The organism is Methylobacterium isbiliense, from assembly GCF_022179325.1.
GTDB lineage: Bacteria > Pseudomonadota > Alphaproteobacteria > Rhizobiales > Beijerinckiaceae > Methylobacterium > Methylobacterium isbiliense.
The window spans coordinates 53,584-74,541 of the sequence record NZ_BPQQ01000008.1 but is presented as its reverse complement, the minus strand read 5'-3'; the positions used below and the strand labels follow the sequence as shown (position 1 = coordinate 74,541).

General features: G+C 72.2%; 26 protein-coding genes and 1 pseudogene. 20 read left to right on the top strand and 7 right to left on the bottom strand.

All coding sequences use genetic code 11. The features are described 5' to 3' along the window. Positions 1-244 precede the first annotated feature (244 nt). The gene (locus MFF61_RS03905) at positions 245-1,243 is read left to right on the top strand and encodes an acetyltransferase domain-containing protein (protein ID WP_238233812.1); all 999 of its coding nucleotides are present in this window, start codon (positions 245-247) and stop codon (positions 1,241-1,243) included. A gap of 27 nt (positions 1,244-1,270) precedes the next feature. Here MFF61_RS03905 and efp read toward each other — a convergent pair whose 3' ends face one another. Continuing rightward, positions 1,271-1,837 carry an elongation factor P gene (gene efp / locus MFF61_RS03900; protein WP_238233811.1) on the bottom strand — a complete coding sequence of 189 codons (567 nt, stop codon included), beginning with the start codon at positions 1,835-1,837 and terminating at the stop codon, positions 1,271-1,273. A gap of 137 nt (positions 1,838-1,974) precedes the next feature. Here efp and epmA point away from each other — a divergent pair, with 137 nt between their 5' ends. The 4 genes from epmA to MFF61_RS03880 all read left to right on the top strand — a co-directional run bounded on the left by epmA (position 1,975) and on the right by MFF61_RS03880 (position 5,548). After that, positions 1,975-3,042, top strand: a complete 1,068-nt coding sequence (gene epmA, locus MFF61_RS03895; protein WP_238233809.1) for an EF-P lysine aminoacylase EpmA — start codon at positions 1,975-1,977, stop codon at positions 3,040-3,042. Beyond that, positions 3,039-4,097, top strand: a complete 1,059-nt coding sequence (locus MFF61_RS03890) for a lysine-2,3-aminomutase-like protein (protein WP_238233808.1) — start codon at positions 3,039-3,041, stop codon at positions 4,095-4,097. The genes epmA and MFF61_RS03890 overlap by 4 nt, the downstream gene beginning before the upstream one ends. Next, complete coding sequence (locus MFF61_RS03885) at positions 4,097-4,717, top strand: glutathione S-transferase family protein (RefSeq protein ID WP_238233806.1); 621 nt, start codon at positions 4,097-4,099, stop codon at positions 4,715-4,717. The genes MFF61_RS03890 and MFF61_RS03885 overlap by 1 nt, the downstream gene beginning before the upstream one ends. 126 nt (positions 4,718-4,843) lie before the next feature. Continuing rightward, positions 4,844-5,548 carry a ribonuclease activity regulator RraA gene (locus MFF61_RS03880; RefSeq protein ID WP_238233805.1) on the top strand — a complete coding sequence of 235 codons (705 nt, stop codon included), beginning with the start codon at positions 4,844-4,846 and terminating at the stop codon, positions 5,546-5,548. A gap of 50 nt (positions 5,549-5,598) precedes the next feature. Here MFF61_RS03880 and MFF61_RS03875 read toward each other — a convergent pair whose 3' ends face one another. From MFF61_RS03875 to MFF61_RS03850, 6 genes and pseudogenes are all read right to left on the bottom strand, one after another. After that, complete coding sequence (locus MFF61_RS03875) at positions 5,599-5,892, bottom strand: DUF3253 domain-containing protein (RefSeq protein ID WP_238233803.1); 294 nt, start codon at positions 5,890-5,892, stop codon at positions 5,599-5,601. Continuing rightward, entirely contained in the window at positions 5,882-6,568 is a 687-nt protein-coding gene (locus tag MFF61_RS03870) for a DUF599 domain-containing protein (protein WP_238233802.1), read from the bottom strand. The genes MFF61_RS03875 and MFF61_RS03870 overlap by 11 nt, the downstream gene beginning before the upstream one ends. Before the next feature lie 13 nt (positions 6,569-6,581). Then, complete coding sequence (locus MFF61_RS03865) at positions 6,582-6,857, bottom strand: acylphosphatase (protein WP_238233800.1); 276 nt, start codon at positions 6,855-6,857, stop codon at positions 6,582-6,584. Positions 6,858-7,112: 255 nt separating this feature from the next. Further along, positions 7,113-7,310, bottom strand: a pseudogene (locus tag MFF61_RS03860) (type II toxin-antitoxin system RelE/ParE family toxin); the annotation flags it as partial. 92 nt (positions 7,311-7,402) lie between these two features. After that, entirely contained in the window at positions 7,403-7,654 is a 252-nt protein-coding gene (locus tag MFF61_RS03855; RefSeq protein WP_238233798.1) for a type II toxin-antitoxin system ParD family antitoxin, read from the bottom strand. Positions 7,655-7,768: 114 nt separating this feature from the next. After that, on the bottom strand, positions 7,769-8,353 hold the full coding sequence (locus MFF61_RS03850; protein WP_238233797.1) for a hypothetical protein: 585 nt from the start codon (positions 8,351-8,353) through the stop codon (positions 7,769-7,771). A 239-nt stretch (positions 8,354-8,592) separates the two neighbouring features. Here MFF61_RS03850 and MFF61_RS03845 point away from each other — a divergent pair, with 239 nt between their 5' ends. From MFF61_RS03845 to MFF61_RS03775, 15 genes are all read left to right on the top strand, one after another. After that, complete coding sequence (locus tag MFF61_RS03845) at positions 8,593-8,880, top strand: YARHG domain-containing protein (RefSeq protein WP_238233796.1); 288 nt, start codon at positions 8,593-8,595, stop codon at positions 8,878-8,880. A 75-nt stretch (positions 8,881-8,955) separates the two neighbouring features. Beyond that, positions 8,956-9,105: a hypothetical protein gene (locus MFF61_RS03840; RefSeq protein ID WP_238233795.1), complete on the top strand. Its 150-nt coding sequence runs from the start codon at positions 8,956-8,958 to the stop codon at positions 9,103-9,105. A 61-nt stretch (positions 9,106-9,166) separates the two neighbouring features. Continuing rightward, positions 9,167-9,850 (top strand): DUF1045 domain-containing protein, encoded by a 684-nt coding sequence (locus MFF61_RS03835; protein ID WP_238233794.1) that lies wholly within the window; start codon positions 9,167-9,169, stop codon positions 9,848-9,850. Continuing rightward, complete coding sequence (locus MFF61_RS03830) at positions 9,847-10,482, top strand: LbetaH domain-containing protein (RefSeq protein ID WP_238233793.1); 636 nt, start codon at positions 9,847-9,849, stop codon at positions 10,480-10,482. Before MFF61_RS03835 ends, MFF61_RS03830 begins: the two co-directional genes overlap by 4 nt. A gap of 76 nt (positions 10,483-10,558) precedes the next feature. Continuing rightward, a complete protein-coding gene (phnC, locus tag MFF61_RS03825; protein ID WP_238233792.1) occupies positions 10,559-11,365 on the top strand; it encodes a phosphonate ABC transporter ATP-binding protein in 807 nt (268 codons plus the stop codon). Between the two features lie 89 nt (positions 11,366-11,454). After that, a complete protein-coding gene (gene phnD, locus MFF61_RS03820; protein ID WP_238233791.1) occupies positions 11,455-12,387 on the top strand; it encodes a phosphonate ABC transporter substrate-binding protein in 933 nt (310 codons plus the stop codon). 11 nt (positions 12,388-12,398) lie between these two features. Next, a complete protein-coding gene (gene phnE, locus MFF61_RS03815) occupies positions 12,399-13,283 on the top strand; it encodes a phosphonate ABC transporter, permease protein PhnE (RefSeq protein WP_238233790.1) in 885 nt (294 codons plus the stop codon). Next, positions 13,280-14,167, top strand: a complete 888-nt coding sequence (gene phnE, locus MFF61_RS03810) for a phosphonate ABC transporter, permease protein PhnE (protein WP_238233789.1) — start codon at positions 13,280-13,282, stop codon at positions 14,165-14,167. The genes phnE (MFF61_RS03815) and phnE (MFF61_RS03810) overlap by 4 nt, the downstream gene beginning before the upstream one ends. Before the next feature lie 118 nt (positions 14,168-14,285). Then, positions 14,286-15,320, top strand: a complete 1,035-nt coding sequence (gene plsX, locus MFF61_RS03805) for a phosphate acyltransferase PlsX (protein ID WP_238233788.1) — start codon at positions 14,286-14,288, stop codon at positions 15,318-15,320. Positions 15,321-15,335: 15 nt separating this feature from the next. Beyond that, positions 15,336-16,313, top strand: a complete 978-nt coding sequence (locus MFF61_RS03800; RefSeq protein ID WP_238233787.1) for a beta-ketoacyl-ACP synthase III — start codon at positions 15,336-15,338, stop codon at positions 16,311-16,313. Between the two features lie 310 nt (positions 16,314-16,623). Then, positions 16,624-16,938 (top strand): integration host factor subunit alpha, encoded by a 315-nt coding sequence (locus MFF61_RS03795; RefSeq protein ID WP_238233786.1) that lies wholly within the window; start codon positions 16,624-16,626, stop codon positions 16,936-16,938. 49 nt (positions 16,939-16,987) lie between these two features. Continuing rightward, positions 16,988-17,548 carry a MerR family transcriptional regulator gene (locus MFF61_RS03790; protein WP_238233785.1) on the top strand — a complete coding sequence of 187 codons (561 nt, stop codon included), beginning with the start codon at positions 16,988-16,990 and terminating at the stop codon, positions 17,546-17,548. A gap of 6 nt (positions 17,549-17,554) precedes the next feature. After that, the gene (locus tag MFF61_RS03785) at positions 17,555-17,995 is read left to right on the top strand and encodes a hypothetical protein (protein ID WP_238233784.1); all 441 of its coding nucleotides are present in this window, start codon (positions 17,555-17,557) and stop codon (positions 17,993-17,995) included. 223 nt (positions 17,996-18,218) lie between these two features. Beyond that, positions 18,219-18,638 (top strand): 4-aminobutyrate aminotransferase, encoded by a 420-nt coding sequence (locus tag MFF61_RS03780; protein ID WP_238233783.1) that lies wholly within the window; start codon positions 18,219-18,221, stop codon positions 18,636-18,638. Positions 18,639-18,990: 352 nt separating this feature from the next. After that, entirely contained in the window at positions 18,991-20,943 is a 1,953-nt protein-coding gene (locus MFF61_RS03775) for a PrkA family serine protein kinase (RefSeq protein WP_373324558.1), read from the top strand. Positions 20,944-20,958: the final 15 nt, after the last annotated feature.

The window sequence follows — 20,958 nt, the reverse complement described above, 5'->3', positions numbered from 1 at the left end:
AAAGTCATGACCCCGGGAAAGCCCGTTTCCTCGCTTCCCGCGGCCTAGTCCGCGCGAAATCCGGCGCGACGACCGTCGCGCGTGCCCGGTCCGCATGCCCGAGAGGCAATCCGCCGCCGCACTGTGCAGCACCGGCGGCCGGAGCGCGGCGCGCGGGCGGACACCGCGCGATTCTGTCGCAGGGTTCGACGGATCGTCCGTGCAGCGCTATCAGCGTCGGCGCCCTCCTCGGATCCGCTGCCCGATGCCGCTGCCCGCGCGGTTGCGCCGCCCCCTCGCTCCCGCCGCCCCGACCGGCGCGACTCGCCTTCCGGGCATCGACGCCGCGCGCGGCGCGGCGCTGGCCGCGATGGCGCTCTACCACCTGACCTGGGATCTCGGCTTCCTGCGGCTGACGCCCGAGAACTACGCCCTGACGCCGCCCGGCCGCGTCTGCGCGCACGCGATCGCCGGGAGCTTCCTCACCCTCGTGGGCATCGGCCTCGTCCTGGCGCAGGGCAAGGGATTCCGGCCGCGTCCCTTCCTGGCCCGGCTCGCCCGCATCGCCGCGGCCGCCGCCGCCATCTCGCTCGCGACCCGGATCGCCTTCCCGGATTCCTGGATCTTCTTCGGCATCCTGCACTGCATCGCGCTGTCGAGCGTGCTGGCGCTCCCGGCGCTGCGGGCACCCCGCCCGCTCGTCGGGGCGGGTGCGGCGGCGGCCTTCGCGGCGCCGGCGCTCGCCGCGTGGAGCGGGGCGGATGCGGGTCTCCTCGACGCTCCGGCGCTGCTGTTCCTCGGGCTCGGCCGCACGGTGCCGGCCACGAACGACTACGTGCCGCTGTTTCCCTGGATCGGCTTCGTGCTCGCCGGGATCGGCCTCGCGCGGCTCGGCCTGACGCGGCGCGCCGCCCGGGAATTGCCCGGCCGGGCCGGGCGGTTCCTCGCGGCGGCGGGGCGGCACAGCCTCGCGGTGTACCTCGTGCACCAGCCCGTGCTGTTCGGCCTCGCGGCCGGAGTCGCGGCGATGACGGGGCCGCATCCGCGGGCCGGCGAGGGGGCCTTCCTGCGCGAGTACCGGGAGAGCTGCGCGACGGCGGGAGGCGAGGCGGGGGCCTGCCGGGCGGCCGCCCGCTGCCTGCTCGGGCGCCTGCGCGCGGAGGGGCTGTGGCCGGCGGTCGAGCGGGGCGCGCTGACGGCCGAGGCGCGCGAGCGCGCCGTCGCGGCCTCGCAGGATTGCTTCAGCCGGGCCAAGCCCGGCTGAGCGTCGCGGCGCCGGAGCGCCGCCGGATCAGTCCTTCGCCCGCTCCACGTAGGAGCCGTCCGCCGTCATGATGACGACGCGGGTGCCGGTGGTGATGTGGGGCGGCACCAGGGTGCGCACGCCGTTCGAGAGCGTGGCGGGCTTGTAGGAGGAGGAGGCGGTCTGGCCCTTCGTCACCGGCTCGGTATCGGTGATCTCCAGCGTCACGCGCTGGGGCAGTTCGATGGCGAGCGGCACGCCGTTGTGCAGCGAGAGCATCACCGCCATGCCCTCCTGGAGGTAGGCGGCCTGGTCGCCGATCACGTCCTCGGGCACCGCCACCTGCTCGTAGGATTCGGGGTTCATGAAGTGGAAGCCCTCGCCGTCCGAGTACAGGAAGGTGTGCTCCCGGTCCTCCACGAAGGCGCGCTCGACCTGCTCGGTGGTGCGGTAGCGCTCCGAGACCTTCACGCCGTCGGTGATGCGGCGCATGTCGAGCTGCGTCACCGGGGTGCCCTTGCCGGGATGGATGTTCTCGGCGGAGAGGATCACGTAGAGGCGGCCGTCCTTCTCGACGACGTTGCCCTTTCGGAGCGAGCTGGCGATCACCTTCACGGGGTCAGATCCTGGGTGCGAGCGTTGACAGAAGCGGCCGGCGTCCCGCAAGCCGCTGCCGGCCCAGGGGCGCCCGAGCGCCCGCCCTATCGCATCTGACGCGCGACCGCCAGTCGCGAGCGGTTCGAGCCCGATCCATGCCCTCCCGTGCCCCGACCTCCGCCTCGCCCTGGTGGGCGCCCCACGTCCACGCCGACCGCCGCCCGCGGCTGCTGGCCCGCAACCGTATCCGGGCGGCGCTGCGGGGCTGGTTCGAGGAGCGCGGCTTCGTCGAGGTGGAGACCGCCGCCCTCCAGGTCTCGCCGGGCAACGAGACGCATCTCTCGGCCTTCGCCACCCGGGCCATCGGCCCGGACGGGCGGACGAGCCCGCTCTACCTGCACACCTCACCGGAATTCGCCTGCAAGAAGCTCCTGGCGGCGGGCGAGCGCCGGCTGGTGAGCCTGTCCGCCGTCTACCGCAACCGGGAGCGGGGTCCGCTGCACCACCCGGAATTCACGATGGTGGAATGGTACCGGGCCGGCGAGCCCTACGAGACCCTGATGCGCGATTGCGCGGCGCTGCTGGCGCGCGCCGCCGAGGCGGCGGGCACCGGCCGCCTCGCCTGGCGCGGCCGCGAGGCCGACCCGTTCGCGGAACCCGAGCGGCTGACCGTCGCGGAGGCGTTCGCGCATTTCGCCGGGATCGACCTCCTGGCGAGCGTCGCGCCGGACGGCGCCACCGACCGCGCGGCCCTGCACGCGGCCGTCGCGGCGGCGGGGATCCGCACCGCCCCGGACGACACCTGGGCCGACCTGTTCAGCCGCGTGCTGGTCGAGCGGGTCGAGCCGGCGCTGGGGCAGGGCAGGGCGACGATCCTGTGCGAGTACCCGGTGCCCGAGGCGGCGCTCGCGCGGCCGAGCCCGGCCGACCAGCGCGTCGCCGAGCGCTTCGAGCTCTACGCCTGCGGGGTCGAACTCGCCAACGGCTTCGGGGAACTCACCGACCCGGCCGAGCAGCGCCGCCGCTTCCAGGCCGAGATGGACGAGAAGGAGCGGATCTACGGCGAGCGCTATCCCCTCGACGAGGATTTTCTCGACGCCCTCGCGCTCATGCCGGAGGCGAGCGGGGTGGCGCTCGGCTTCGACCGCCTCGTGATGCTGGCGACCCACGCCCGGCGGATCGACGAGGTGATCTGGACCCCCGTCGCGGGGGGCGGTCCGTGAGCGCGCGCACCCTGCGCGATCCCGCCTCCCTGGCGCAGGCCGGGCTGGTGGCGCCCGAGCGCCTGCCCGCCCTGGAGCGGGTCGCCGCCCGCTACGCCGTGGCGGTCACGCCCGACATGGCCGAGCTGATCGAGTCGCCCGAGGACGGCATCGGCCGCCAGTTCCTGCCGGACCCGGCCGAACTCGACACCGCGCCCGGCGAGCGCGCCGATCCGATCGGCGACGACGTCCACGCGCCGCTGCCCGGCATCGTGCACCGCTACCCCGACCGGGTGCTGCTGAAGCCGCTCCACGTCTGCCCGGTCTATTGCCGCTTCTGCTTCAGGCGCGAGGTGGTGGGACCGGAGGGCCTCGGCGCCTTGAGCGAGGCGGATCTCGACGCGGCGCTCGCCTACGTCGCGGCGCGGCCCGGGATCTGGGAGGTGGTGCTCACGGGCGGCGACCCGCTGCTGCTTTCGCCCCGCCGTCTCGCGCGGATCGCGCGGGCGCTCGGGGAGACCGAACACGTCCGGGTGCTGCGCCTGCACACCCGCGTGCCGGTGGTCGAGCCCGCCCGGGTCGACGCGGCGCTGATCGCGGCCCTGAAGGCGTTCGGCCGGGCGGTGTTCGTGGCGCTGCACGCCAACCACCCGCGGGAATTCACGCCCGCCGCCCAGGGGGCCGTCGCCCGGCTGGTCGATGCCGGCATCCCGCTGGTGAGCCAGTCGGTGCTCCTGCGTGGCATCAACGACGACGCAGAGACCCTGGCGGCCCTGATGCGCGCCTTCGTGGAGAACCGGGTCAAGCCCTACTACCTCCACCACGGCGACCTCGCGCCCGGCACCGGGCATTTCCGCACGACGCTGCGGGAGGGGCGGGATCTGATGCGCACCCTGCGCGGGCGGATCTCCGGCCTGTGCCAGCCGACCTACGTCCTCGACATTCCGGGCGGGCACGGCAAGGTGCCGGTGGGGCCGGACTACCTCGCGCCGCGCGCCGGGGCGGGAGAGAGCTGGACCGTGACGGATCCGGACGGGCGGCCGCACGCCTATCCGCCGGAGGAGGGAGAGGCCTGATGCGCAGACTCTGGGGACGGCTGAGTTCGGTCAACGTGCAGAAGGCGGTCTGGGGCCTGGAGGAGCTGGGACTGCCCTACGAGCGGGTGGAGGCCGGCGGCGCCCACGGGCGGGTGCGCGACCCGGACTACCTCGCGCTCAATCCCAATGGCCTCGTGCCGGTCCTGGAGGAGGACGGCTTCGTGCTGTGGGAGTCGAACGCCATCCTGCGCCACCTCGCGGAGACGCACGGGCGCGGGGGCCTGTGGCCCCAGGAGCCGCAGGCCCGCGCCCACGTCAACCAATGGCTCGACTGGCAGGCCACCGCCTTCACGCCGGCCATGCGCGACGCCTTCTGGCAGACGGTGCGGGTGCCCGAGGCGGAGCGCGATCCGGCCGTGATCGCCCGCTCGGTGGCGGAGACCGAGGCCTGCGCGGCGATCCTCGACGCGCACCTCGCCGGCCGCGCCTTCGCGGTGGGCGACCACTTCACGGCCGCCGACATCGCGCTCGGCTGCCCGGCGCATCGCTGGCTCCACCTCGCGGTGCCGCGCCAGCCGCGGCCGGCGCTCGAAGCGTGGTACGCGCGCATCGCCGCCCGGCCGGCGGCCGCTACGGTGCTGCTGACGCCGATCACCTGAGCACGGCGCGGAGAAAGGGGCAGAGAACTGGGCAGAGAACTGGGGAGGAGTCCGTCCGCCGGGTCTTCTGCCCCGCGCCCCGATCGGCTAAGGCGCGGGTCAGGCCCCTCGCACCCGGACCCTTCGATGCCCCTCGACAAGACGCTGATCGACGCGCTCCAGGCGGTCACCACCGCGACTCTCACCACGGTCATGCTGAAGAAGGGCCTGCGCCGCTGCTGGATGCGCGGGCCGATGCCGCGATTCGCCGCCGACCGGCGCATCGTCGGCCCGGCCTTCACGCTGCGCTTCGTGCCCGCCCGCGAGGACCTCGCGACGCCCGAATCGTGGTCGAGCCCGACCTCGACGCGCGGCGCCATCGAGGCGATGCCTGAGGGCTGCATCGCGGTCGTGGACGCCATGGGCGTGACCGACGCCGGCATCTTCGGCGACATCCTGGCCGCGCGCATGCACAAGCGCGGCGTCGCCGCCCTGGTGACCGACGGCGTGATGCGCGACGGCGAGGGCGTGGCCGGCACCGGCCTGCCGATCTGGTGCTCCGGCGTCGCGGCCCCCGCCTCGGTGGCGGGGCTGACCTTCGTCGGCTGGAACCAGCCGATCGGCTGCGGCGGCGTCGCGATCTTCCCCGACGACGTGATCGTGGCGGACGGGGACGGCGCCGTGGTGATCCCGGCCGCCATCGCCCAGGAGGTGGCGCTCGCCGCCGTGGAGCAGGAGCGGCTCGAACTCTGGATCATGCGCGAGGTCGAGAAGGGCCTGCCGCTCCCGGGCCTCTATCCGCCGAACGCCGAGACCAAGGCCCGCTACGAGGCCGAGATGGCCGCCAAGTAGACCTAGCCCCAGGCCTCGGCGGATCGGCGCGGTGCACGCCCCGGTCCGCCTCAGCGCGGCAGCGACAGCCGGTAGACGCCGCGGAAATCGTCGGGGTCGACGACGCGCCCCTTGCGCAGGATGACGATCCGGCCGTCCTTCATCAGCCGCACCGCCGCGCGGCGCACCGGCTGCATCAGCGGCCCCCAGCCGTCCGGATGCGGCCCGCCGAGCGCGCGCGCCACCTCCGAGGGGCAGACGGTCTTGTCGGCGCCGCGCTCGGCGACGAGGCGCAGCAGCGTCTCGGCGATGGCCGCCTCATCGGGCTTCGCCGGGGGGCTCGCCTGTGAACTCTCAGACGTCATCGGTCTCCTGCAGGGCGCGCCGGGCGTCGGAGGCGAACTGGCGCTGCCACATCACGTACATCACGGCGGCTGTGGTGGCGAACAGCACGTAGGCGCTCACGAACCAGCCGAGATAGGCGAGCGCGAAGAAGAACGCCCGCTGGCCGCGATTGAAGTGCCCGCCCGCCACCACGTTCATGGCGGCGGCCCGCCGCGAGGCGCGGAGGATCTCCTCCGGGTCGGATCCGCGGGGCGGCACCGCCCCGATCAGGATGGCGCCGTAGTTGAACAGCCGGTAGGCCCAGGCGAATTTGAAGAACGCGTAGACGAAGATCAGCGCCAGCCCGGCGACCTTGATCTCCCAGGTCACCCGCGTGGTCTGCATGCCGAAGGGCAGCGTGGAGAAGAGCGTCAGCACGTCGTCGGCCGAGCGCGTGAGCGTGAGCACGCTGCCGAGCGCGATCAGCGAGGTCGAGGCGAAGAAGGCGGTGCCGTTCTGCAGCGAGGCGTTGATGGTGGTGTCGACCACCCGGTTGTCGCGCACCGCGAGCTGATCGGTCCAGGCATGGCGGTAGCGGTTCATCATCCGGTTCAGGCTGGAGCGCCCGCGCACCCGCTCGACGGCGGTGCTGTAGGCGATCCAGGCGACGAGGAAGGCCGCCACGGCCGCGAAGTCGAGGAGCGAGAAGTCGTTCACGCCCGGGCCGGCGTCACGGCGCGCGCAGGATGTCGAAGCCGCCGCCGGCCGGGCGGGGGGCGTCCGCGACCTCGGCGACCGCGACCTCGGCGACCCGGGCGCCCGCCGGCCCGTGCCGCAGGGCGGCGAGCATCGCCTCCACCGCCTCGGGCGGGCCGGAGAGCAGGGCCTCGACGCTCCCGTCCGGACAATTGCGCACGTGGCCCGCGAGGCCGCGCCGCACCGCCTCGCCGCGGGTCCAGGCCCGGAACCCGACGCCCTGCACCCGCCCGCGCACGACGACCCGCACCCTTCGCTCCCGGCTCGACTCGTGGCTCACAGGGTCTCGGCTCCGGCGCGTCCCGATGGGGCCGAGTGGTAGGCGGGCCCTGCCCGAGGAGCAAGGCCCTTCGCCGAAGCCGAGACCGGTTCGGCGATGAGTGCCGGGACGCTGGAGCGCTCTGTCGCCGACATGGGCGCCGGTCCGGCGAAAGAGCGCGGGAATGCAAGGCCCTGGATCTGCACCTTGGATCTGCATCCGCTCGGGTTGCGAGCGGATGCAGAGCTAACGGAGATGCCGCTCCACATCCATCCGGCCGTGCAGGATGCGCACCACGATCACGAGGCCGGAATCGTCTCGCCTGAAGATGACGAGGTGCGATCTGACCGTGGCCCTGAAATAGCCCGGCTTCACGTCGACCGGCCGGCTGATCCGCCTGCCGCATGCCAAGTCCTCGCAGGCGTCCCGGATCGCGCGGAGGTAGGATGTCGCCTGCTCTCAACTCCACCGCTCGGCCGTGTAGTCCCAGATCTCCGCCACATCGGCCTGTGCCTGAGGCGTGAGGACGTAGCCGCTCATTGCGACTCCGACCCGGGCGCGCTTCTGCTGGCGATGAAAGCCTCGAAGTCGAAAGCGGTCGCCGGTCCGGATTCCTCGCCGGCCTGGAGCGCGGCCTGGAGCGCCTGCACCTTCGCCTCGTGCTCTTCGAGCAGACGCAGACCCGCCCGTACCACCTCGCTCGCCGAGCCGTAGCGTCCCGCCTCGACTTGGCGGTCGATGAAGCTGGTGAAATGGTCGCCCAGAGTGACGGATGTGTTCTTGGCCATGGCTGCCTCCCGATGGCAACATGTACCAAAAAATATTAGAATGCACACCGCGTTCCGGCCAGGATCTGAAACCGCCCTCGGGCGCGACCGGCTATCAGGCGCCGATCCGCCTGCTCACTCCTCGTCCGATTCCCGGAACCATCCCCGTGCCGGGTCGTGGCCGGAGCGGCCCGTCATGGATTCCCAGGTGCTGCGCCGCATCACGAGGTAGCCCGCCGCCTGGGCGCGGCGGATCCGCTCCATGCGGTCGGCCTCCCAGACCTCCCAGCCGCCGTCGTAAGCGGCGGGCCGCGGCGTCTGGAGGCGGACGGGCCGGGGCCGGACGGCGGCGGTGCGCACCACGGGGTGGCGCACCGGACGGGCCGTGGCGGCGATCGCCGGGCGGGCCTTGGACACGGCCCGGGCCACGGGCGCCGGCCGGCGCCGCGCCGCCTCGGTGCGGACCCGCGCGGGGCGGGCCGCCACCGCCGGCGCGGGCCGGGCGGGGGCTTCCACCTTCGGGGCGGCCGCTTTCGGGGTGGCCGTCTTCGGGGTATCCGCTCTCGGGCTCTGGGACGGGGGCTCGGGCGGTGCGGTGCGGACCGGCGGGTCGGTCCATCCCGGCCGGGACTGCGCCGCGGCCGGAGCGGCCCAGACCGCGCCGAGCAGGATGGCTGCCGAGACGAGGCGGCATGGCGGGATGAGGGATCGCTTCGGCATCGGGATCCTCCTCGCCGGAGAGGCCGCCTCCGGCGGGCCACGGCGCGAACGGGAATCGCCCCGCTCTCTGGTTGTAGGATCGGGCACCGCCGCCGTCCACGCTTCCGGTTAAGGATTCCTCAACCATCTGCCGGATGCGCCCGTGCGGCGTCCGCAGCCCGTGCGGGGATGCGGCGGGCGCCGGATCGGTCATGATGCGCCCGCCCGCGGGACCTGTGGGCGAATGGAGACCACGGACGATGACCCACCCCGCCGCGTTCCGGCGCGCATTCCTGGCCGCGCTCGCCTGCGCGGGCGCCTGCCTGACGGGCGAGGCGGCCGCGCAGGGCTGCGACGAGCTCTGGTACGAGCGCAACCGCATCTACAAGGAGGCGGGCTACTGCTTCCGCACGCCGCGCGGCATCCGGGCCTTCGGCAATGCGGGCTGCAGCTACGACGACGAGCGCGACGTGCCGCTCTCCGCCCGCCAGCGCGAGACGGTGGCGCAGATCCGGCGGACCGAGCGGGCGATCGGCTGCGCTCCGTGAGGGCGGCGCGGCGCTTGCGCCGAGGCGGGCCGACCAGACAGGAGGGCTCACGCCTTGCGCAGGAACGACACGCACTTGTCCGGGAACGGCGCCGGTGGCCCGTACGGGGACAGGCTGCGGCAGGCCGCCTTCGTGCTGACCCTCGCGGTCGGCATTCCCCTCGTGGTCGCGTGGTTCGGCCTCGTGGGGTGGGGCGTGGTGTGGCTCGCCATCAGCGTGCTGTAGCCGCCCCGTCACCGATCCGTCACGGGCGCGTGCTGAAGCGGAAGGCCAGGAGGACGCCCCCGTGAGCGACCGCAGGCGCTACGCGCTCTACTACACGCCCGCACCCGGCACGCCGCTCGCGCATTTCGGCAACGGCCTCCTCGGCTACGACAGCGCCACCGGCGCGGCGGTGGCGCCGCTGCCCGGCGTCCCGGAGGCCGGCGCGGTGACGGCCTCGCCCCGGCGCTACGGCTTCCACGCCACCCTCAAGGCGCCGATGCGCCTGCGCGAGGGCGTCGGCGAGGACGACCTGATCGCCGCCGCCGCGGCCTTGAGCGCCGATCACCCGCCGGTGGCGGTGGGCCGCCTCGCGGTCGCGACGCTCGGCGGCTTCACCGCCCTGGTGCCGGTCGAGGCGAGCCCGGATCTCGGCCTGTTCGCGGCCGAGTGCGTGGCCGCCCTCGACCCGCTGCGGGCGCCGCTCACCGCTCCGGAGCTGGCCCGCCGGAACCCCGAGCGCCTGAGCCCGCGCCAGCGCGCGCTGCTGGCGCGCTGGGGCTACCCGCACGTGTTCGAGGAGTTCCGCTTCCACATGACGCTCACCGACGCGCTGCCGGAGGCGGAGCGCGAACCCTGGCGCGCCCGGCTCCAGGCCGCCTACGGCGCGGGGGAGCCGCTCGTCATCGACGCCGTGACGCTGCTGTGCCAGGAGGGCGACGCGCCCTTCCGGGTCCTGCGCCGGCTGCCCTTCGGAGCGACGCGATGAGCGGGAAGCGCCTCGGCCACAAGCGCCTCGGCCCCTTGCCGCTCATCGACCCGAGCGCCCGGGTCGTGGAGAGCCGCCTCGGCCGCTACACGGAGGTGGGCGCCCGCACGCAGCTCACCGAGACGGTGCTGGGCGACTATTCCTACATCGTCAACGACGGCGAGGTCTTCGCCACGACGATCGGCAAGTTCTGCTCCATCGCCGCGATGGTGCGCCTCAATCCCGGCAACCACCCGATGCAGCGCGCCTCGCAGGCGCATTTCACCTACCGCTCGCGCCTCTACTGGCCGGAGGAGGCGGACGAGGCCGCGTTCTTCGACTGGCGCCGCGAGAGCCCGGTGACCGTCGGCCACGACGTCTGGATCGGGCACGGGGCGGTGGTGCTGCCGGGCCGGCGCATCGGCACCGGGGCGGTGGTGGGCGCGGGCGCGGTGGTGACCCGCGACGTTCCCCCCTACACGATCGTGGCCGGCAACCCGGCCCGGGTGCTGCGGCGGCGCTTCGACGAGGAGACCGCCCGGCGCCTGGACGCCCTGGCATGGTGGGACTGGGACCACGAGCGCCTGCGCGCGGCGCTGCCGGACTTCCGGTCGCTGGAGATCGACGCCTTCCTGCGCCGCTACGGCGGGTGAGGCGCGCGGGCCTCTGTCATCCGTCTGTCGTTAAACCGGCGTTTAGGTTTGCCGGCCCCGCGAACCGGACGGACGGATGCTGGTCGTCGAGAATCTCACGCGTCAGTACGGCGCGCGCCGCGCCGTGGACGGCGTGTCCCTGCGCATCGAGCCCGGCAGCTTCGTCGGCGTGATCGGGCGCTCGGGCGCCGGCAAGTCGACGCTGCTGCGCATGATCAACCGCCTCCAAGACCCCAGCGGCGGGCGCATCCTGTTCGGCGACACCGACGTGACGGCCCTGCGCGGGTCGGCGCTCCGGGCGTGGCGGGGGCGCTGCGCGATGATCTTCCAGCAGTTCAACCTCGTCGGCCGGCTCGACGTGCTGACGAACGTGCTGATGGGACGGCTCAACCACGTGCCCGCGCACCGCTCGCTGCTCAAGCTGTGGAGCGAGGAGGACCGGGCGCTGGCGCTCGCGGCGCTGGAGAGCTTCGACATGGGCGGGTTCGCCGCCGCGCGGGCCGACCAGCTCTCGGGCGGGCAGCAGCAGCGCGTGGCGATCGCCCGCGCCCTGGTGCAGGAGCCCGAGATCATCCTGGCCGACGAGCCGGTGGCCTCGCTCGATCCGCGCAACACCCGCCTCGTCATGGACGCGCTCGCCGAGGCCAACCGGCGCTACGGGATCACGGTCCTGTGCAACCTGCATTCCCTCGATCTCGCCCGGGCCTATTGCGACCGGCTGGTCGGCCTCTCGGCCGGGCGGGTCGTGTTCGAGGGCCGCGCCTTCGACCTGACCGAGGACGTGGCGCGCGACCTCTACGGGCTTGAGGCCGGCGAGGTCATGGACGACGCGCCCGGCGGCCGCGCCCCCGCCCGGGCGGAGCCGCAGGCCGCGGTCGCCTGAGAGCCGCGCCGGAGACCAGTTCCGCGCGGGAGAGTGCTGCCGCGCGCCGCGCGGGGTCACGCCCCGCGCCCACACCAGAGGATGGACCGATGCTCACCCGACGCACCCTCGCGGGCGCCGCCGCCGCGGCGTTCGCCTGTCTCGCCGCGCCCGCCCTCGCGCAGGACTGGAAGGCCAAGTACCCCGAGCTCACCCTCGGGGTGATCCCGGCCGAGAACGCCTCCGGCACCGTCGACCGCTACACCCCGCTCACCGCCTATCTCACCAAGGAGATCGGCGTGCCGGTGAAGCTGCGGGTCGCCAACGACTACGCGGCGGTGATCGAGGGCCAGCGCGCCGGCAACATCCACATCGCCTTCTACGGCCCGGCCTCGTTCGCCCGCGCGGTGATGACCGGCGTGAAGACCGAGCCGGTGGTCAACCAGAAGCACGACAACGGCGCCTCGGGCTACTACTCGGTGATCTACGTGCGCGCCGACAGCCCCTACCAGAAGATCGAGGACCTCAAGGGCAAGAACCTCGCCCTCGTCGATCCCAACTCGACCTCCGGCAACCAGGCGCCGCGCTTCTTCCTGCAGAAGGCCGGCCACGACGTCGACAAGCTGTTCGGCAAGACCTTCTACGCGGGCAGCCACGAGAACGCCGTGCTGGCGCTCGTCCAGGGCACGGCGGACGCCGCCGCCAACCTGTGGAACTCCGAGACCGACACCGCCGTCACCCGCATGGTCACCAAGGGCATGCTGAAGAAGCCCGACGGCTCGCCGATGGCGCAGTCGGACTTCCGGGTGATCTTCCGGTCGGACTTCCTGCCCGAAGGCCCCTTCGCCATGCTCTCGGCCCTGCCGGACGACCTCAAGCAGGCGATCCGCACCGCCCTCACGGCGATGCCGAAGAAGGACAAGGCCGCCTTCGACCGGCTCTCCGACGGCAAGGACCTCGACTTCACGCCCGTGACGCTGAAGGACTACCAGCCGATCATCGAGATGCTCCGCTACAACGACGAGCAGCGCAAGCGCTCCTGAGGCGGCCGCGCGTGACGCTGCCCCTCGACAGATTGCCCCCCGCGCGGGCCTCGGCCCTCGCGGGGGCCTACGCGGCGAGCGTCGCGGGAGCGCGCCGGCGGGGCCTCGCCCTGCTGGTGCTGCTCCTCGCGCTCGTGGCGCTGGCCGGGTTCGCCGCCGAGGTGCGCCCGCTGACGCTCGCGGAGAACATCCGCAACTTCACCGCCTACATCGCCCAGATCGTCCCGCCGCTCACCCTGTCGAACCTCGGCGGCGACCTCGCCGCCTGGTACTGGGGCCTGCCGAAATGGCTGGCGCTGCTCGGCGAGACGCTGCTGATGGCCTATCTCGGCACCCTGTTCGGGGGGCTCGCCGCCTTCGCGCTGTGCTTCGCCGCCGCCTCCAACCTCGTGGCCTCCCGCGCGGTCCGGTTCGGCACCCGGCGCCTGCTCGAGATCTGCCGCACCGTGCCGGAGGTGGTGTTCGCGCTGATCTTCGTGATCGCCTTCGGGCTCGGCCCGATGGTGGGGGTGCTGGCGCTCGCCATCCACACCGCGGGCGCGCTCGGCAAGCTGTTCGCGGAGGTGGTCGAGAACATCGACATGAAGCCCGTCGAGGGGCTGACCGCGACTGGCGCCTCCTGGGTCGAGACCGTGCGCTTCGCGGTGATGCCGCAGGTCCTGTCGAACTTCGCCTCCTACGGGCTCCTGCGCTTCGAGATCAACGTGCGCGGCGCGGGCGTGATGGGCTTCGTCGGCGCGGGCGGGATCGGCCAGGAATTCCTCGTGGCGATCCGCAACTTCTACTATTCGGACGTGAGCGCGATCCTGCTGCTGATCATCCTGACGGTGATCGGGATCGATCTCGCGACCGAACGCCTGCGCCACCACCTGCTCGGCCGGGAGGCCGCCCGATGAGCCGGGACGCCCTGCCCAGATCCGCCCCGCAGCGATCCGCCCTGCGCCGGGCGGCCCTCGCCGACCTTGCGGGCCTGCGCGCCCGCCACCCGCAGGTCTTTTCCGTGCCGCTGCGCCGGCGCCTGCTCGTCGCGGGCGTGGTGGCGGGCCTCGCCGGCCTCGCCCTCGTGGCGATGGTACGGCTCGACTTCTCGCTCCTGCGCATCCTCACCGGGCTGCACCGGCTCGGCGAGTTCGCCGTGCTGATGCTGCCGCCCTCGCCGGAGGGGCAGGGCCTCGTCTTCCTCAAGGCCCTGGCCGAGACGCTGGCCATCGCCTTCCTGGGCACGCTCACGGCCGCGCTCCTCGCCCTGCCGGTGGCGCTGCTGGCCGCCCGCAACGTGATGCCGAACGTCTTCCTGCGCTTCACCGTCAAGCGCGGCTTCGACGTGATCCGCGCGGTCGACGTGCTGATCTGGGCCTTGATCTGGATCAACGTGGTCGGGCTCGGCCCCTTCGCGGGGGCGCTCGCCATCGCCTGCTCGGATTTCGGCGCCTTCGGCAAGCTGTTCTCGGAGGCGATCGAGGCCGCCGACCGCCGGCCGCAGGAGGGCGTGACCGCCGCGGGCGGCAGCCCGCTCCACCGCGTCCGCTTCGGCCTCCTGCCCGGCGTGCTGCCGGTGCTGGCGAGCCAGGTGCTCTACTTCTTCGAATCGAACACCCGCTCGGCGACGATCATCGGCATCGTCGGAGCGGGGGGCATCGGCCAGTACCTGACGGAGCTGATCCGGGTGCTGGAGATGCAGCAGGTCGCCTTCCTGGTGCTGATGATCCTCGTGACGGTCGCGGGCATCGACTGGGTCTCGGGCCGGCTGCGGCGGGCGATCATCGGGGCGCCGGCCTGAGGCGGGCGCCGGGCAGCGGGGCCTGAGAATTCGTTTGCGGCCGGGCGCCGGGTCGCTATTTTCCGCCGCGCCGCGGCCCCCCTCCCGCCCGCCGCGAACGAGGCTTGTCAACGTCCCCATGTCCCAGAGAGTGCGCATCTCGCTCGACGCGATGGGCGGCGATCACGGTCCGTCCACGGTCGTGCCCGGGGCGGCGATCGCCCGCGAGCGCCATCCCGAGACGACCTTCCTGATGTTCGGCGACGAGGCGGTCCTCACCCCGATGGTGGAGGCCGAGCCGCGGCTCGCGGGCGCGGTGGAGATCCGCCACACCAGCGTGGCGGTGTCCATGGACGAGAAGCCGAGCCAGGCGGTGCGCACCGGGCGCGGCAAGTCCTCGATGTGGAGGGCGATCCAGGCCGTGCGCGACGGCGAGGCCGAGGCCGCCGTCTCGGCCGGCAACACCGGCGCGCTGATGGCGATGTCGAAGATCTGCCTCAAGACCATGGCGCATATCGAGCGTCCGGCCATCGCCTGCCTGTGGCCGACGGTGCGCGGCGAGAGCGTGGTGCTCGATGTCGGCGCCACCATCGGGACCGACGCCGCCCATCTGGTCGACATGGCGCTGATGGGAGCCGCCATGGCGCGCATCGTGTTCGACCTCGACCGGCCGACGGTGGGCCTGCTCAACGTCGGCACCGAGGAGATGAAGGGCAACGAGGCGGTCAAGGAGGCGGCGCGCATGCTGCGCGAGGCCGACCTGCCCAACCTCAGCTATCACGGCTTCGTGGAGGGCACCGATCTCGGCCGCGGCACCGTGGACGTGGTTGTCACTGAGGGCTTCACCGGCAACATCGCCCTCAAGACCGCCGAGGGAACCGCCAAGCAGATCGCCACGTATCTCAAGGGCGCGATGAGCCGGACCCTGATGGCGAAGATCGGCTACCTGTTTGCCCGCGGCGCCTTCGAGGCCCTGCGGGAGAAGATGAATCCGAGCCGGGCCAACGGCGGCGTCTTCCTCGGGCTGGAGGGCATCGTGATCAAGAGCCACGGCTCGGAGGACGCGCACGGCTTCGCGAGCGCCATCGACATCGCGCACGACATGGCCCGCCACGACCTGATGCGCACGATCCGCGACATGCTCGAGACCACCCCGGCGGTGACATCGGCCTGAGAGAGGACACCCGCCATGACCCGCCTTCGCTCGGTGGTGCGGGGCTGCGGCTCCTATCTGCCGCGGACCGTCGTCACCAACGACGACCTCGCCACCCGCGTCGACACCTCCGACGAGTGGATCGTGCAGCGCACCGGCATCCGCCAGCGCCACATCGCGGAGCCCGACGAGACCACCTCCGTGCTCGGCGTCAAGGCCGCGCGGGCCGCGCTCGCCGCCGCCGACATCGACCCGGCGAGCATCGACCTCGTGATCTGCGCCACCTCGACGCCGGACCACACCTTCCCGTCCACCGCGACCCAGATCCAGCACGGGCTGGGCATCCACGGCGGCGCCGCTTTCGACCTGCAGGCGGTCTGCGCCGGCTTCGTCTACGGGGTCGCCACCGCCGACAAGTTCCTGACGACCGGCGCCGCCCGGCGCGCGCTGGTGGTCGGGGCCGAGACCTTCTCGCGCCTCCTCGACTGGGAGGACCGCACCACCTGCGTGCTGTTCGGCGACGGCGCGGGCGCGCTGGTGCTGGAGGCGCAGCCCGGCGAGGGCCATGCGGGCGACCGCGGGGTGCTCACCAGCCACCTGCGCTCGGACGGGCGCTACCGCGACAAGCTCTTCGTGGACGGCGGCCCCGGCTCCACCGGCACCACCGGCAAGCTGCGGATGGTCGGCAAGGAGGTCTTCCGCTTCGCGGTCGGCTCGGTCACCGACGTGATCGCGGACGCGTTCCGGGCCACCGGCACCACGGCGGAGGACCTCGACTGGTTCGTGCCCCACCAAGCCAACCGCCGCATCATCGAGGCTTCGGCCGACAAGCTCGGGATCGCCCGCGAGAAGGTCGTGCTGACCGTGGACCGCCACGGCAACACCTCGGCGGCCTCGATTCCCCTCGCCCTCGACGCGGCCTGTCGCGACGGGCGCATCAAGCGCGGCGACCTCGTGATGATCGAGGCGATCGGCGGCGGCTTCGCCTGGGGCAGCGCCCTCATCCGCTGGTGAACGGCGCGCGGCCGAGAAACCGCACCAGGGCCCCCGGGCGAAGCCCGATCATCGAGAGGGCGGGCGCGACGAGCGCCCCGCGGCGCGGGTCCGAGAGGACAGTCTTCCTCTCGGACGCATGGCCAAGCGAAGCCGAGGCCGCCGATGCGGCCGCCGGCGCCTGAGGCCCCGTCGACAAGGCAGCGCAATTGGGCTCACCCGATTGCCCCGGAAACCGCACGACTCCCGGTTGACCCCGCGACCGGCGCGGATTAGCGTGCACGATCATACACATATGACGGTTTTTGAAGAGCCGCCGGGGAGCAGCAGGATGGCAGGCAAGACGGTCACGCGGGCTGACCTGACCGAGGCCGTCTACCAGAGGGTCGGCCTCTCGCGGACCGAATCGGCGGCCCTGGTCGAGACGGTGCTGGCCCAGATCTGCGATTGCCTGGCCGCGGGCGAGACCGTGAAGCTGTCCTCCTTCGGCTCCTTCGTGGTGCGGGGGAAGGGCAAGCGGGTGGGGCGCAACCCCAAGACCGGCGTCGAGGTGGCGATCGAGCCGCGCCGTGTCATGGTGTTCAAGCCCTCGAACGTGCTCAAGGCCCGCATCAACGGCGATCCCGCCGAGCCCGACGAGGGCTGAGCGCCCGGGGCGCGGTCCCCGGAACGACGGAGGCTGAAGGGTCGCGCGCATGACGACGCTCGCGGCGGCCGAAGCGGCCGGCGACAAGGCTCCGGATGCGTTCCGCACCATCAGCGAGGTGGCGGAGGATCTCGACCTGCCCCAGCACGTGCTGCGGTTCTGGGAGACCCGCTTCGCGCAGATCCGGCCGCTCAAGCGCGGCGGCAACCGGCGCTACTACCGGCCCGACGACGTCGACCTGCTGCGCGGCGTGCGCCAGCTTCTCTACGGGCAGGGCTACACGATCCGCGGCGTGCAGCGCATCCTGCGCGAGCGCGGCATGCGCTTCGTCCAGGCGGTGGGCCGCGGCGAGCAGGTCGCCCCGGCGGCCTTCCCGGAGGCGGAGCCGGACGGCACGCCGGCGGACGGCGCGAGGCCGGCCCTGTCGCCCGCCGACCGGGCGGCGCTCGGGCGTGCCCTGGCGACCCTGCGCGACTGCCGGGCGCAGCTCGCCGCGTGGCGGACCGGCCGGGACGACGAGGAGCGGTCCGACGCGCACCCGGCGGCGGGAACGTTGCCGAGAACCTTGCCGAGAACCTTGCCGAGAACCTTGCAGAGCGAAGGGAGTTAGGCGGACATGGCCGAGCCGTCCCGCCACGCTTCTCCGACCACCGCGCTGATCGCCCGGCTGATGCGCATCGTGCGCACCTGCCCGGAGGCGACCGCGGACGTGCTCGAACTCGTCCTGCTGGTGAGCCAGATCGAGGCCCTGACCAACGTCGACCGCGACTACCGCGACGCCAAGCGGGTGATCGCGCGCCTGCGCCACCCGCTCTGGGACATGACGCCCGACCAGCGCGCCACCCTGCGGCGGGCCGCCGACACCATCCGGGACGCCTGCGGGCTCGCCGAAGCCGAGATCCCGGCCGACCCGATCGGGGATGCGGGCGAGCGCCAGCGTATCGAGGTGCAGCTCGGCACGGCCCTGTCGGGCGAGTTCACCCCGACGCAGATCGCCCGGGTGACCGGGGCCGTGATGGCGGTGCTGCAATCCTCCGGCAGCGGCGGGGAGCGGTGATGTTCGGCGACTATCCGGTCGAGGGACGCGGCTACTGGCTCTGGCTGGCCGGCATCGCGCTCTTGGGCCTGTTCAACCTCGCGGTGATGCTGACGCTGCATTAGGGCGGGCGCCTCGTCGGTCCGGCGCGCGGAAAGTGCTCCTGGGTCAGCCCGGCGGACTCGACGCGGGTCGGCGCGCTCCCCACATCGGGGCCGCAGCGCTTCCTCGGAGAGACACGCTCATGATCCGCCCCCTCCTGACGCTCGCCGCCTGTGCGGTGCTCGCAGGCCCGGCCCTCGCCCAGACCACCAAGACCCGCGAGCAATCGGTCGCGTCCGGCAAGCAGGTGCGCATCCTGCTCGCCCCCAACCTGAAGAAGGATTGCTCGCTCGGGCCGCAGCCCGAGATCAAGATCACCACGGGGCCGAAGAACGGGTCGCTGATCCAGCGCGCCGGCAAGCTCAAGACCCCCGCCACCTACCGCTGCCCGAACACCGAGGCCAACGTCCAGGCGGTGTTCTACGAGAGCAAGGCCGGCTTCACCGGCACCGACGAGGTGACGGTCGAGGTGAAGGGAGCGGACGGCAACACCACGGTCGAGACGATCAAGATCAAGGTCGGCGGGCCGGGCGGCGCCAAGTCCGAGACCACCGACCTCTGAGGGCGCCCGCCCCCTCGGGCACATCGCCCCCTGGGGCGATGTGCCCGGAACGTCCCGCCCCGGGCCGGCGTTTCCTCCATGCCGCCGGCGCGGGCCGTACGGACGGCCGGTTCGAAGATCGCCGATCGGCGTGTCCTTTCGAACACACGGGCGGAGCCCGCCACCCTTTCGCCTTGGCGGGCCACGGACTTTCCGCACGGTCGCGACGGCGCGGGCGCAACTCCGCCCCGTTTCGGGGCCACGCTGCTCCCGCCTGCGCAGTCTGCCCGTCGCCGCACTGCGACAAACATGGGGATATCGATTGCATCCGAGGCGGGACAGGATGAAGCTGGCGATGTCGTGAGGGTTCGGGATGCCAATGCCGTCAGCGAGCGACCTATTTCAGACCTTTGCCCGCAGCTATGAGGCTCGGCGCGACGCGGAACTGTCGCTGACCGAGTACCTTGAAGCGTGCCGCGACGACCCCCTGATGTACGCTAGCGCCCCGGAGCGGATCCTGGAGGCGATCGGCAAGCCGGAATTCGTGGACACGGCGCGGGACTCACGCCTCGGCCGGATCTTCATGAACCGGACGATCCGGATCTACCCGGCCTTCTCCGAATTCTACGGCATGGAGGAGACGATCGAGCGGATCGTCTCGTTCTTCCGCCATGCCGCGCAAGGCTTGGAGGAGAGGAAGCAGATCCTCTACCTGCTCGGACCGGTGGGCGGCGGCAAGTCGTCCCTGGCCGAGCGGCTCAAGGCCCTGATGGAGGTGCACCCGATCTACGTGCTCAAGGCCGGCAACGAATTGAGCCCGGTCTTCGAGAGCCCGCTGGTGCTGTTCGACCCCGAGACGATGGGGCCGGCGATCGAGGAGCGCTACGGCATCCCGCGCCGCCGCCTCACCGGGCTGATGAGCCCCTGGTGCCTCAAGCGCCTCGACGAGTTCGGCGGCGACATCTCGCAGTTCAAGGTGGTGAAGGTGCGCCCCTCGCGCCTGCGCCAGATCGCGGTTGCCAAGACCGAGCCGGGGGACGAGAACAACCAGGACATCTCCTCGCTCGTCGGCAAGGTTGACATCCGCAAGCTCGAGACCCTGAGCCAGGCCGATCCCGACGCCTATTCCTATTCCGGCGGCCTCAACCGGGCGAACCAGGGCATCCTCGAATTCGTCGAGATGTTCAAGGCGCCGATCAAGATGCTCCACCCCCTGCTCACCGCGACGCAAGAGGGCAACTACGTCGGCACCGAGAACATCGGCGCGATCCCGTTCTCCGGCATCATCCTCGCCCACTCGAACGAGGCCGAGTGGCAGAGCTTCAAGACCAACAAGAACAACGAAGCCTTCATCGACCGGATCTACGTCATCAAGGTGCCGTACTGCCTGCGCGTCACCGAGGAGCAGCGGATCTACGAGAAGCTGGTCTCCGGCTCCGAACTCGCCGCCGCGCCCTGCGCGCCCGGCACCCTGGAAATGCTGGCCCGCTTCTCGGTGCTCTCGCGCCTGCGCGAGCACCCGAACTCCAACGTCTTCTCGAAGATGCGGGTCTACGACGGCGAGTCGCTGCGCGAGGTCGACCCCCGCGCCCGCTCGCTGCAGGAATACAAGGACTCGGCCGGCGTCGACGAGGGCATGGACGGGATCTCGACCCGCTTCGCCTTCAAGGTCATGGCGGCGACCTTCAACCACGACACCACCGAGGTCTCGGCCGATCCGGTCCACCTGATGTACGTGCTGGAGCAGTCGCTGCGCCGCGAGCAGCTGCCCCCCGAGACCGAGAAGCGCTACCTCGAATTCATCAAGGGGGAACTCGCGCCGCGCTACGCTGAGTTCATCGGCCACGAGATCCAGAAGGCCTACCTCGAATCCTACCACGATTACGGGCAGAACCTGTTCGACCGCTACATCGACTATGCCGACGCCTGGATCGAGGATCAGGACTTCAAGGATCCGGAGACCGGCCAGCTGCTCAACCGCGAGCTCCTGAACCAGGAACTGACCAAGATCGAGAAGCCGGCGGGCATCGCCAACCCGAAGGACTTCCGCAACGAGGTGGTGAAGTTCGCCCTCCGCTCGCGGGCGCAGCACGGCGGGCGCAACCCCTCCTGGACCTCCTACGAGAAGATCCGCGAGGTGATCGAGCGGCGCATGTTCTCCCAGGTGGAGGAGCTGCTGCCCGTCATCTCCTTCGGCTCGAAGAAGGACAGCGAGACCGAGAAGAAGCACGGCGAGTTCGTCGAGCGCATGCGCGCCCGCGGCTACACGGAGCGGCAGGTCCGCCGTCTCGTGGAATGGTACATGCGGGTGAAGCAGGCGGGCTGACGCGCCGGCGGTGTC